The sequence below is a fragment of the Enterobacter sp. 01-M-02-SI-ECC genome, assembly GCF_047530595.1.
In the GTDB taxonomy this organism is placed as follows: Bacteria; Pseudomonadota; Gammaproteobacteria; order Enterobacterales; family Enterobacteriaceae; genus Enterobacter; species Enterobacter cloacae_M.
In genome coordinates this window covers 74,101-86,956 of sequence record NZ_JBLKCZ010000004.1, presented here as the reverse complement: position 1 = coordinate 86,956, position 12,856 = coordinate 74,101, and the positions used below count along the sequence as shown (strand labels likewise).

Genomic DNA, 12,856 nt, shown 5'->3' with positions numbered 1-12,856 from the left:
TTTAAAACGCTAAAAAGAGCATGTAACACGCCGTAATAAGCAGCAGTCCGCCCATCAACACGTTAAACGTGCGGAGCTGCCGCGTGCTCCTGAGCAGCACAGATACTTTTTCTCCCATCAAGGCCCATGCTGAAAGCGACATATAACAGACTAAAAAATAGACCGTGATAAAGACGAGAGCTGTAACAGGGCTAGAGGGTTCAGAAAACATCGCTGCCCCAGAGGCGCACGCGGTCCATGCTTTGGGGTTGATCCACTGCATGACAAAACCCTGAATAAAACCGGGTGAATCCGTTTTTGTTAATGACATATCGGACCGTGACGACGCTATCTTATAGCCCAGACACATGATAAATAAAGAACCGGCAATATTAAGATACCGGAAAAACACTGGATATTTTTCGATTGCAGCGTAAAAGCCGAAACATATAAAGATAAGTAATAACGTAAACCCTATCGTTGCACCGGAGACAAATGAGAAGGTCTTTCTAAAGCCGTGAACGGCACCAGACGATATAATCACCATATTAACGGGGCCAGGAGAAAAGGAAAGCGTCAGTGAAAATATAAACATTGTTAAAAATACCAGCATTTTATCTCCGTGGGTTGGTTTATCTGCATTAGAGATACTGCGACTATTAAGTCACAACTTTACTCGTCATGTGTCTGAATACTACCTGGGAACGTATGCCAGAATAAGTGGCCTTTATCTAAAGGTGTGTTTGATTTTTTGCACCGTTCGCGCAGGCGCGGATGGCCCATTAGTGACAGGGTTTCAGTTGCTATCTCAAGGAGGAACGGCAAACGCTGGCGCAGTTTGCAAGGGAGTCCTATGCCGGGCAAGCTCAGCGCTACCCGGAAAAGGTGGAAACAAGGGATAGTCAATTTAACGGCAGGTAGATATCCGTTTGCAGCGCATGTTCTGGCACCTCGTGAATGAAGTTGAGGTAGTGGAAAAATACCGGGGCATCGCGCAGCGTTTCGCCGCTGGCCGGTAGCCAGTCGCGAAACATCGCCCACACCGTGGCGGAAATGGTATCCAGAGACCCCGTGTGGCGGGCTACGGCGTAACGTCCGCCGTCGATTTCGCCACTGCAAACCCCGAATTCATTTTCTGGTATCGCTTCAGAGATACTGCCGCAGATATCGAAACGAAAGGCGTCTGCGGGTGTGGTTGCCGGGTCATCCCAGGCGATACCAAACGTGCTGCTTTCGTGTACTGGCGATAGGCCCGAGCTTTTACGCCAGGCAATAAATTTCGCCGCGCTGTCATTTACCCGATCCGGGTTGCCACGGTGCTGAAGCATTGCCACTTGGGTCTGTGGGAAATCGACAATCTTAATTTCCATCGTTTTTTGCTCCTGAAAGGTCATTTTCGGTACGCGCTGGTGCCAGTTCAGCCAGTCCGGCTGCTGCCGAAACTGACGCGGGCTTTTTCCAAACGCGTTTCTGAAGGCGCGACTGAACGATTCAGGGCTCTGGAACCCGGCATCGAGCGCAATATCAATCACCTTATCCTGAGGATTAAACGCCAGTCGCCAGGAAGCATGACGCAGACGCAGCCACTGGATATAGCGATATAAAGGCTGGCCGCTAAACGCCAGAAACTGCCGGTGAAAATGATAAGGCGAACAGCAGGCTAACGCGCTGAGCTTCTCCAGCGTGAGCGGTTCATCGAGATGTTGGGCGATATAGTCGCACACCGTCGTGAAGCGCTCGCGGTAAGCCGTTTTGATTGCATCGTTCATTGCATCCTCCTGATGACCTACTTTGCCTCACCGAACGGCCAAAATCCTGACCGATCTTGCTGATTATGGAGAGGTTATACTGGCGGTATATCGTTGTGCGGCAGCAAACGTTCCGTCGTACCTAAGATACTGCTAAATGATGAATGAAGACTCACTTCCTGTACTTATATTAGGTTTGTCATAATCCAAATTTTCTTAGCTACAAAATTTTATGAGAGGTAATGATGGTAAAGGACTTAAAGCCAGAACAAATCGAAATCATAAACCGTATTGTATTTGAGCAAATCGAAAAGATGCAGGCCAGCGTAGCCAAAATTGTTGCTGAAACGGAGAGAACTACGCACCAGCAGCTGCAGGATAGCGGGATTGATATGATCGATTTTTATCCGGCTAATAAGGATTATTTGATGATGACTCTCGTTCAACACTTAATAGATCAAGTACATGGCGGCAATATGGTTCTTGCCCAAAAAATGATATCGATGGAAGCAAAACGGCTGAACATCAGCGTACATGTTGAGGCAGAGTAAATAATCTCGAATAAGGAATAAATTAATGGGGCCATGCTTGTGAGCAGACAAATTCTTTGATTATCGCTGAGGCCATCAGCTGCTCGCCGCTGAAGTGCGGCCAGCAGCTGATAGCTTCTTTTTTCAATTCGCTGCATGATTTGCGCAAATTTCAGCGCAAAATTCCATAAAGGCTTCGACAGCAGCGGGGGGCAGTCGACGAGATGGCCGCGTGATATACAGCGGATAGGTTTCGCCAGGCCATTCCGGAAAAAGTTCGACCAGCATTCCGTCAGCGATCAACTGCGTGACGCTGAGTGAAAGTACCTGGGCAATGCCAACACCACTTACGCAGGATTGCACCATCAGATCTACATCGGTTGTCGTCAAATGACCATGAGTATCAATAGCCAGTACTTCGCGATCACGACGGAATTCCCACTCAAACGGTTTCCCGCGGCGAGGATCGATATACTGAATGCACTCATGCGTGACTAGTTCTTCAGGATGCTCAGGTCGACCATGCCGTTTCAGATATGCCGGTGATGCCACAGTGAGTACGCGCGTCTGAAAGAGCAATTTCGAAGAAATAGTTGAGGGGAGTTGCGGCCCGAAACGCACCGCAACATCTATACCCTCTGTCACAAGATCCCCTACGTCAGGCTGCTGCACTACTGTAAGTTCCAGTTCCGGATGACGTTCGCGCAAAAGAGGCAGTTTCGGGGCCAAAATATAACGAGCGAAGATTGGATTAACGCTGACCCGTAATGATCCTCGTACAGCAATGGCGGCACCGGATACGTAGCTTGCCGCAACTTCAATCCCTTCAAGATGTGGCGAGGCGCGCTCATACAAAGCCCGGCCTTCGTTCGTCAGGTTCATCGTACGCGTCGTACGGTTTAGCAAACGCACACCGAGCCTCTCTTCAAGGCGATCTATCGATCTGCTCACGCCAGAAGCGGACAGTCCCAGCACCTCGCCAGCGCGACTGAAACTACCCGCCTCGACAACTGCGGCCAACACGCTCAATCCTGACAGTAGCCTTCCGTCAAAACTCATAGAGACTCACCTTTGAATTTATTCAAATATAATTTGCATAAAACTACCTTTATCAAAAATGGTGCGCAACCTATTGTGTCAGCCAATTCGTTGCCAGGCGCTATTTTCCCTGTCCCCGGCTGGGCAAACCTCGCAACGAACGGCATCACTTAACCCTGAGGAATACGAAATGACAACGACGCGCACTCTTTTTAAAGGCGGCATCATCCTTACTTTGGATGCCGATATACCCAACCTCTCCGTGGGCGATGTTCTCGTCCATGGCGACCGTATCGCAGCTGTGGGTCCGGAACTGCAGACGGATGATGCCCTGGTGATTGATGCAGCTGGCCATATCGTTATGCCCGGCCTGGTGGATGCTCATCACCATATGTGGCTTGGCGTAATGCGCCGCATGATGCCAAATGTCGACGATCTGTTTGATTACATTGATGTGGTCGCAGAGAAACTGGGCAAACATTATCGTCCCCTGGACATGTACCTGAGTACCAGGCTCACGGCACTTGCCTCACTGGATGCCGGTATTACTACCATCATTGATGCCTGCCACAACTCGCGCAGCCCCGAGCATACTGATGCAGCATTAGATGCTCTAAAGGAAAGCGGCATCCGTGCGTTACATATGGTCGGTGCAGCAATGGATAAAGAAGCTTCATCGGCGCATTTGCCTGCCGATTTGGAGCGACTCTCGCGAAGCTGGAATACAAGTGACAGCCTGGTGCACGTTGGTCTGTTTGGTCAGCTCAATCTTGACTGGTGGAAGGTCGCTCGCAAACTCGACATGCGTATTCTGACCGAATTCATCGGCGATCTCGCCAATCTAGGCCCTGAGTTTGCCACGCCGGGCGTACTGGACACACATAACATCTTCAACCACTGTTCAAGGGTTACTCAGGATACCTGGAAGCTCCTGGCCGATTCAGGAGTAAACATCACGGTCAATCCACGGTCGGATGCGCTATTTGGCTTCGACGATGAAAGTTTTGCCTACCAGCAGGCTGTCGATCGCGGCTTGACCCCGGCACTGGGCATTGACCTTGATACTGCCTTTGGCAGCGATATGTTCGGGGAAATGCACGCTCTGTTCGGGCAACAGCGATCGGCTATGCGCTACCGTCGCTTCCGTGGTGAGGACAATGTGCCGTCACCCATCACGGCCGAGGAGGTCCTGAAAGCGGCAACGGTTAATGGCGCGCGTGCGGCCGGTTTGGAGGATCAGATTGGCACCCTTACGCCAGGCAAGCAGGCCGACATTATCATGGTTCGCACCAGCGGAGCCGCTGTTTTCCCGGTAACCAACGTAATTGGTACCGTCGTGCAGGCGATAGAGCGGTCTGATGTGGATACCGTGATGGTGGCCGGCCAGCTTCGTAAACGTGCGGGCAAGTTGGTGGATATTGATCTGGCGGCGTTCAGTACAGAGATAACCGCTTCTCGTGATTACCTGCTCAACGCCAGCGGCTATCACATCGATCTTTTTAAAGCATCCTGATGACAGAGCGGCCTGATACACCGGGCCGTTCAACCCACTTAATCATATTTCATAAAGGATAATGACATGGGAGCCCTCGCCATTAAGCGGCTCGCGGAGGATAACACCCCGCGCGTCCTGCTTCCCCGCCCGGCAACGGGCGTTATTGCCGCACTTTTCTTTGGCTATCTGGCAGTCGGACTGCCACTGCCGGTGATTCCATTGTTCATCCATGGTCATCTCGGCTTCAGTAACCTCGTGGTGGGACTGGTGGTCGGCATCCAGTTTCTGGCCACCGTCCTGACCCGCGGCTATGCCGGACGGGTTACGGACCAGCAGGGCGGTAAACGTTCTGCTCTGCAGGGAGCAATACTTTCAGCGATAGCAGGGGCGCTGTATCTGGTGGCTTCGGTAACGGATTTATCGCCTGCTGCAACCCTTTGCATTGTTATCGCAGGTCGTCTGATGGCCGGTTTTGGCGAAAGTCAGTTCGTGACGGGATGTGTGTCCTGGGCCATTGCCTCAGTTGGCCCTCAGCGCGCCGGTATGTCCATGTCCTGGACCGGCATCGCGATGTTCGCGGCGCTGTCGATTGGTGCTCCTGTTGGCATGGCATTATATCAGCATTACAGCCTCACAATGGCGATGATTGCCTGTATTGCTGCACCGATGTTGGCCGCTCTGGTTGCATTTTGTACCACATCATATATATCGCCTGGAGGTCCGCGACTGCCATTCCATCGCGTAGTAGGGCGCATCTGGCGCGAAGGGCTGGGATTAATGCTGCAGGGCGTTGGGTTGTCAGGACTAACCGCTTTTGCCTCGCTGTACTTTGCGGCACATCACTGGCAGAACGCCGGCCTGGTGATGACTGCGTTTGGTCTGGGTTTTATTTTCGTTCGCCTCGCCCTGGGGCATCTGCCAGACCAAACAGGCGGCTATCGCGTTGCGGTTTGGTCACTGGTGGTTGAAGCGCTTGGCCAGGCAATGTTGTGGTTGGGTTCAAACGAATGGATGGCACTAGCAGGTGCTCTGGTTACCGGACTGGGCTGTGCACTGGTTTTCCCTGCACTGGGCGTTGAAGCCTTAAACCGTGTTCCACAAGCCAACCGCGGCGGCGCAATGGGCGCATTCGTTGCATTTCTGGATGTCGCTTATGGAATCGCCGGGCCGGTAGCTGGCCTGATCGCCGGTCAGTTTAGTTATGCCGCTGTATATCTGTCTGGTGCGGCCTGTGCGCTGCTGGGGGCGCTGATTGCGAGCGCGTCTCGGATGCAGCAATCCTGAATAAACATTCGAGCCGGCAGCCTTTGCTGTCGGTTTACTAATCTGGAGAAATTATATGTCACGCATTTTCATCTCCGGTTCGTCCACAGGCCTTGGTCTGATGGCGGCCGAACTGCTGGTTCAACAAGGACATCAGGTTGTGTTGCACGCGCGTAATGCGAACCGTGCAGAAGAGGCCCACCGCGCCTTACCCCAGGCTGAAGCCGTCGTTGTCGGTGACCTGGAGACAATTGAAGGTGCCAGGCAAACGGCATTACGTGTCAACGCCCTGGGACGCTTCGATGCCGTCATCCACAATGCTGCCGTTGGCTACAATGAAGCGTATCGCGTGACCCGCGACGGACTGCCGCACGTTTTCGCGATCAACACGCTCTCGGCTTACATCCTCACCGCGGTGATTGAACGTCCGCATCGCCTCGTCTACCTGAGTTCGGGTATGCATCATCATGCCCGGGCAAACCTGGATGATATTCTCTGGCGCAAACGTCGCTGGAATGGGGCCGACGCCTATGCGGAGAGTAAATTGCACGACGCTATGCTGGCTTTTGCTCTGGCGCGTCGCTGGCGTGATGTGCGTAGTAACAGCCTCGAGCCTGGCTGGGTGCCGACAAAGATGGGGGGGGCCGCATGCCCCGGACGATATGGACCAGGCGCACCTGACCCAGGCCTGGCTTGCCGCCAGCCGTGATACTGAGGCTGACGTAACGGGGAAATATTTCTATCACATGAAGCGCATGACGGCTAATCCGCAGGCGCACGACGTTGCATTGCAGGATCGTCTCATTAATATTTGTACTGAGATTTCAGGTATAGCGCTGCCGGAGTAATACGCAACGTTAACGAAATGCGCATTAACCATAAAAAACAGAGTGTTTACATATCAAGGATAAAATAGGTACCATACCCCCCTATAGTATCAGGAGGGCATATGCCGCATTCACCCGAAGATAAAAAACGTATTCTTACTCGCGTCCGCCGCATTCGGGGCCAGGTTGAGGCCCTTGAACGCGCGCTGGAGTCGGGCGATCCCTGTCTGGCCATCCTGCAGCAAATCGCCGCCGTGCGCGGGGCTGCCAATGGCCTGATGGGCGAAATGGTTGAAATTCACCTCAAAGATGAGCTGGTGACGGGGGAAACCACGCCGGATCAGCGAGCCGTACGCATGGCAGAAGTCGGCCATTTGCTGCGCTCTTATCTAAAATAAACCCACACACCTGACAAAAAGGGAAGACATGATGAAATCTCGCGCTGCAGTTGCATTTGGTCCCGGCCAGCCGCTCAAAATCGTTGAAATCGACGTGGCACCGCCGAAGAAAGGCGAAGTGCTGATCAAAATCACCCATACCGGCGTGTGCCATACCGATGCGTTTACGTTGTCCGGTGACGATCCGGAAGGCGTCTTCCCGGCGGTGCTGGGTCATGAAGGCGGCGGGATTGTGGTGGAAGTGGGCGAGGGCGTGACCAGCCTGAAGCCGGGCGACCACGTTATCCCGCTGTACACGGCGGAGTGCGGCGAGTGTAAGTTCTGTAAATCCGGTAAAACTAATCTCTGCCAGGCGGTTCGCGCCACTCAGGGGAAAGGGCTGATGCCGGACGGTACCACCCGTTTCTCCTATAACGGCGAGCCTGTTTATCACTACATGGGCACCAGCACCTTCAGCGAATACACCGTTTGCGCGGAGATCTCGCTGGCGAAGGTGAACCCGCAGGCGCCGCTGGATAAAGTCTGCCTGCTGGGCTGCGGCGTGACCACTGGTATCGGCGCGGTGCATAACACGGCAAAAGTCAAAGAGGGCGACACCGTGGCGGTGTTCGGTCTCGGCGGCATTGGTCTGGCGGTGATTCAGGGCGCGGTGCAGGCGAAAGCCGGTCGTATCATTGCGGTCGACACCAACCCGGAGAAATTCAAGCTCGCGGGTGAAATGGGCGCGACCGATTTCGTTAACCCGAAGGATCACGAAAAACCGATTCAGGATGTCATTGTTGAGATGACCGACGGCGGCGTTGACTTCAGCTTCGAATGTATCGGCAACGTGAACGTGATGCGTTCCGCGCTCGAATGCTGCCACAAAGGCTGGGGCGAGAGCATCATCATTGGCGTGGCCGGCGCGGGCCAGGAGATTAAAACCCGTCCATTCCAGCTGGTCACCGGTCGCGTGTGGCGCGGCTCCGCGTTTGGCGGCGTGAAGGGCCGTACCCAGCTTCCGGGTATGGTTGAAGATGCTATGGTCGGCAAGATTCAGCTCGACCCGTTCATTACCCACCGTTTGCCGCTGGAGCAGATCAACGACGCGTTCGATCTGATGCACGAAGGAAAATCCATCCGTACCGTCATTCATTTCGGCGACAAGTAACTCTTCTGCCAGCGGTTTTTCACCGCTGGCGTTTCTTTAATAATCTTCTCTAAAGTGTGACCAGTGCGGCGTTTTTAGCCGTAATCTAAATCCCCACCGTGCCGATGACTATTTAACAGGCGTGTTTTTACGCATCTTACCTACAAGAGAGTCGACGGTCATGGACAACACTACTTCGATGCTGGCGCAGCGCAAGCTGAGCTTCTTGCATCACATCAGGCTGGTTCCGCTGTTTTCCTCCATTCTCGGTGGCATTATTCTTCTGTTTGCCTTGAGCTCGGGTCTGGCGGGCTATTTCCTGCTGCAGGCCGATAACGATCAGCAGGATGTCACATCCGAAATTCAGGTGCGTATGGGGCTGTCGAACAGCTCAAACCATCTGCGAACCGCGCGTATCAATCTGATCCACGCCGGTGCGGCAAGCCGCATCGCGGAGATGGATGCGATGAAGCAGAACATCAGCGAGGCGGAAAAGCGCATTAAGCAGTCCCAGGATAGCTTTACCGCCTATATGAACCGTACGGTGCGCACCTCTTCAGACGAAGCGCTGGACGCTGATCTGAAAGCACGCTACAACGCCTATATCTCGGGCATGCAGCCGATGGTGAAATTTGCCAAAAACGGCATGTTCGAAGCGATTATCAACCACGAAAACGAAACGGCGCGTCCGCTGGATGACGCTTACAACGCCGTGCTGCTGAAGGCGATCAAGATCCGTACCGAGCGTGCCAATGCGCTGACGGCGCAGGCGCACAGCCGCACGCAGCTGGGCCTGATGTTTATGGTGGGCGCGTTTGCGCTGGCGCTGGTGCTGACGGCGATGACCTTCGTCGTGCTGCGCCGTACGGTAATCAATCCTTTGCAGCGTGCAGCGAAACGTATCGAGAATATCGCCAAAGGCGACCTGACGATGCCGGACGACGTGGCCGGGCGCAGCGAAATTGGCCGCCTGACGCGCGATCTGCAAACCATGCAGCACTCGCTGGAAAACACCGTGGGCACCGTACGTCAGGGGGCGGAGGAGATCTACCGCGGCACCAGCGAGATTTCTGCCGGTAACACCGATCTCTCTTCGCGTACAGAACAGCAGGCTGCGGCCATTGAGCAAACCGCCGCAAGCATGGAACAGCTCACCGCGACGGTGAAACAGAATGCCGATAACGCCCATCATGCCAGCAAGCTTGCGGAAGATGCCTCCGGGAAAGCCAGCCGCGGCGGCCAGATGGTCTCCGGCGTGGTCAAAACCATGGGCAATATCTCCACCAGTTCGAAAAAAATCTCCGAGATCACCGCCGTCATCAACAGCATTGCGTTCCAGACCAATATCCTGGCGCTTAACGCGGCGGTAGAAGCGGCGCGGGCGGGCGAGCAGGGGCGCGGGTTTGCCGTGGTAGCAAGCGAAGTCCGAACCCTTGCAAGCCGCAGTGCGAATGCCGCAAAAGAGATCGAAAGCCTGATTAACGAATCGGTCTCGCTGATCGACCAGGGCTCCGGTGAGGTTGTGGCTGCCGGCAACACCATGAATGAAATCGTCGAAGCGGTTAAACGTGTGACCGACATCATGCTGGAGATTGCCGCCGCGTCCGACGAGCAGAGCCGCGGTATTGTCCAGGTGAGCCAGGCGATTTCTGAGATGGATAAAGTGACCCAGCAGAACGCCTCGCTGGTGGAAGAAGCCTCTGCGGCGGCGGCGTCTCTGGAAGAACAGGGCGCGCGTCTGACCGAGGCGGTCGGGGCGTTTCGTCTGAGCGGTGCAAAGTCGGGCCGCGCGGTGACGTCTGCGCCAGTGGCGAAGAACCCGCCGTTGCGTCCGGCGGCGACGGTTTCCGGGGATAACTGGGAGACGTTCTGAGTTGTCGGCAGTGTCGGGTGGCGCTTCGCTTACCCGACCTACAAAATCTGACCTACAAAAAAGGGACCTTTCGGTCCCTTTTTCACATCTTATTGCTTATCGGGCAACGCGTACGCGATAACGTAATCACCGCGATCCGGCGACTGTCGGGCGCCCCCGGCGTTAATGATGATGTACTGCTTACCGGTTTTCGGCGACACGTAGGTCATCGGGCCGGACTGGCTGCCGACCGGCAGGCGGTCTTTCCAGATCTCTTTCCCGGTGGCGGTATCAAACGCGCGCAGGTAGAAATCCTGCGTGCCGGCGAAGAACAGAAGGCCGGACTGGGTAGAGAGCGATGCGCCCAGCGTCGGCATGCCGATTGGGATTGGCATGTGCATGCGAATGCCCAGCGGGCCGGTATCTTCCACCGTGCCGACAGGTACCTGCCACACCAGCTTGCCGGTTTTCAGGTCAACGGCCGACATGGTGCCAAACGGCGGCTTCTGGCACGGAATGCCAAGCGGTGACAGGAAGCGTTCGCGCATCGCGCCGAACGGGGTGCCGTCCATTGGTACGATGCCCATCTCGATGCCGCTGGCGTTTTTCGCCACGTTAGCGCGCGGCACCATGTAGTTTGCCAGGCCCAGGCGCATATCGTTGACGAACATCAGGCTGTTGTTCGGGTCAACGGAGACGCTGCCCCAGTTCATCCCGCCGAGAGAGCCGGGGAACTGCAGGGAACGGTCGAGACCCGGCGGGGTGAAGACGCCCTGATGGCGCATCTCTTTAAACTGAATGCGGCACAGCAGCAGGTCGACAGGCGTCGCCCCCCACATGTCGGATTCGGTCAGCGTCTGGTTGCCAATCATCGGCATGCCAACGGAATACGGCTGGGTCGGAGAGTAGCGTTCACCCTCAACGTTACCTGCCGGAACGGGACGCTCTTCTACCTTCGCCACCGGCTTGCCGGTTTCGCGGTTAAGCATGAAGATCATACCCTGCTTGCTGGTCTGCACCAGCACAGGCGTGGTGCCGCCTTTACCGTCAGGCAGATCGTACAGCAGCGGCTGGGAAGGCAGGTCGAAATCCCACAGGTCGTGATGGGTCGTCTGGAAATGCCAGCGCACCTGACCGGTGGTCGCGTCGACGGCGACGATGGAGGAACTGTACTTATCATCCAGCGCGGTACGTTCGCCCGCCCAGAAATCCGGGGTGGCGTTGCCGGTTGGCAGGTAGATCAGATTCAGCTTAGCGTCGTAGGACATCGCTGACCAGACGTTCGGCGTGCCGCGGGTGTAGGTCTGGCCTTCCGGCGGCAGGCCGGTCAGGTTCGGATTACCCGGGTCCCACGCCCACGCCAGCTTACCGGTGTGCACGTCGTAGGCGCGCACCACGCCCGGCGGTTCGCCGGTTGAGTAGTTATCCGCGACGCGACCGCCGACGACGACAACATTGCCTGCGACCAGCGGCGTAGAGGTCTGCTGATAATATCCGGGCTTGATCTCGCCCATGCCGACGCTCAGATCCACGGTACCATGGTCGCCGAAATCTTCGCAGACCTTGCCGGTATCCGCGTTGATGGCAATCAGGCGGGCGTCGGTGGTCGGCAGGAACAGGCGGCGAGGGCATGCCGCAGGCTGTGTTTCTGCCTGTGACGTTGTCACGCTGGAATGATCTTCAAAATAGCCCAGACCGCGGCAGCGCTGCCAGTTAGGCGCCGTGGCTTTGGAATCGTAGCGCCATTTTTCTTTGCCGGAATCCACGTCCAGCGCCAGAACTTTGCTGTATGGGGTACAGACGTATAGCGTGTCGCCAATCTGCAATGGCGTGTTCTGATCTTCCGCGCCGGAGCCGTTGCTCTGCGGAATATCGCCGGTGTGCGCAACCCAGGCGACCTTCAGGTCGCTGACGTTGTGCTTGTTAATCTGGTCCAGCGCGGCGAAACGGTCGCCGTGGGTGGTATTGCCCCAGTGCTCCCAGTTTTTTTGCTGCTCGCCGGGGGCGACGGGTTTCACCGGAACGGGCTCGTTCGCTGCCACGAGGGTCTGCGGCTTAAACATCCAGCCCAGGCTGACCAGCATCGCCACCGCGAGCAAGGCCGCGACGCCAAAAGCGGGAGCCTTGTTCGCGGCGCTGTGGTTTGCCGCGCGCAGGAAAGGCCAGACGATGGCGCAGAGGAAGGCCAGTACGGCAAAGGTAAACAGGCGAGAGAAGAGCGGCCAGAAATCCCAGCCGGCATCGCCTACCGCCCAGAACAGCGAGGCAATAAAGGCGATGCCGTAAAGCGCGATCCCGCTGCTGCGATTTAGGAAAATCAGGATCGCGGCAATCACCATCACCACGCCCATTATCAGGAAGTATCCACTTCCGCCTACGGTGACGAGCTTAAAGCCCAGCCCGCCGACCGCCAGACCGATGAGCAACATCAGTCCGGCAAGAAGCCACTGCAGGATACGCGGTATCCCACGTGGCGCGCTGCCAAATGCCATTTCTGTCTCCTTAAGATCCCCCCGTCGTGCTGGGCATGTACCAGTTGGGTAATAAATGCGGAGGGAAGAATGATTAATACGGGTGAATTCGGAGTTACAAAATGC

The 12,856-nt window shown here is 55.6% G+C and carries 11 protein-coding genes; 7 read left to right on the top strand and 4 right to left on the bottom strand.

Translation table 11 applies throughout. The annotated features are described in order from the left end of the window. Position 1 precedes the first annotated feature (1 nt). Both ACMWLG_RS07870 and ACMWLG_RS07865 read right to left on the bottom strand, forming a co-directional pair. Complete coding sequence (locus tag ACMWLG_RS07870; RefSeq protein WP_023311656.1) at positions 2–592, bottom strand: LysE family translocator; 591 nt, start codon at positions 590–592, stop codon at positions 2–4. Between the two features lie 289 nt (positions 593–881). After that, positions 882–1,748, bottom strand: a complete 867-nt coding sequence (locus ACMWLG_RS07865; protein WP_045620237.1) for an AraC family transcriptional regulator — start codon at positions 1,746–1,748, stop codon at positions 882–884. A 224-nt stretch (positions 1,749–1,972) separates the two neighbouring features. Here ACMWLG_RS07865 and ACMWLG_RS07860 point away from each other — a divergent pair, with 224 nt between their 5' ends. After that, entirely contained in the window at positions 1,973–2,278 is a 306-nt protein-coding gene (locus ACMWLG_RS07860; RefSeq protein ID WP_045399370.1) for a hypothetical protein, read from the top strand. Positions 2,279–2,401: 123 nt separating this feature from the next. Here the strand turns inward: ACMWLG_RS07860 and ACMWLG_RS07855 are convergent, their stop codons facing one another. Next, positions 2,402–3,316: a LysR family transcriptional regulator gene (locus ACMWLG_RS07855; protein WP_045399169.1), complete on the bottom strand. Its 915-nt coding sequence runs from the start codon at positions 3,314–3,316 to the stop codon at positions 2,402–2,404. Positions 3,317–3,485: 169 nt separating this feature from the next. Between ACMWLG_RS07855 and ACMWLG_RS07850 the strand changes: the two genes are divergently transcribed. The 6 genes from ACMWLG_RS07850 to ACMWLG_RS07825 all read left to right on the top strand — a co-directional run bounded on the left by ACMWLG_RS07850 (position 3,486) and on the right by ACMWLG_RS07825 (position 10,280). Beyond that, positions 3,486–4,808 carry an amidohydrolase family protein gene (locus ACMWLG_RS07850; protein WP_045399171.1) on the top strand — a complete coding sequence of 441 codons (1,323 nt, stop codon included), beginning with the start codon at positions 3,486–3,488 and terminating at the stop codon, positions 4,806–4,808. 66 nt (positions 4,809–4,874) lie between these two features. Continuing rightward, complete coding sequence (locus tag ACMWLG_RS07845) at positions 4,875–6,074, top strand: arabinose transporter (protein ID WP_080298625.1); 1,200 nt, start codon at positions 4,875–4,877, stop codon at positions 6,072–6,074. A gap of 55 nt (positions 6,075–6,129) precedes the next feature. Then, entirely contained in the window at positions 6,130–6,762 is a 633-nt protein-coding gene (locus tag ACMWLG_RS07840) for an SDR family NAD(P)-dependent oxidoreductase (RefSeq protein WP_226855159.1), read from the top strand. Positions 6,763–7,002: 240 nt separating this feature from the next. Continuing rightward, on the top strand, positions 7,003–7,278 hold the full coding sequence (locus tag ACMWLG_RS07835) for a metal/formaldehyde-sensitive transcriptional repressor (protein WP_023311663.1): 276 nt from the start codon (positions 7,003–7,005) through the stop codon (positions 7,276–7,278). A gap of 31 nt (positions 7,279–7,309) precedes the next feature. Then, positions 7,310–8,428, top strand: coding sequence for an S-(hydroxymethyl)glutathione dehydrogenase/class III alcohol dehydrogenase (locus tag ACMWLG_RS07830; protein WP_032668253.1), 1,119 nt, complete (start codon positions 7,310–7,312; stop codon positions 8,426–8,428). Positions 8,429–8,588: 160 nt separating this feature from the next. Next, complete coding sequence (locus ACMWLG_RS07825) at positions 8,589–10,280, top strand: methyl-accepting chemotaxis protein (protein WP_045399173.1); 1,692 nt, start codon at positions 8,589–8,591, stop codon at positions 10,278–10,280. 89 nt (positions 10,281–10,369) lie between these two features. On the opposite strand, the gene ACMWLG_RS07820 is transcribed toward ACMWLG_RS07825, so the two are convergent. Continuing rightward, positions 10,370–12,751: a glucose/quinate/shikimate family membrane-bound PQQ-dependent dehydrogenase gene (locus tag ACMWLG_RS07820; protein WP_045399175.1), complete on the bottom strand. Its 2,382-nt coding sequence runs from the start codon at positions 12,749–12,751 to the stop codon at positions 10,370–10,372. Positions 12,752–12,856: the final 105 nt, after the last annotated feature.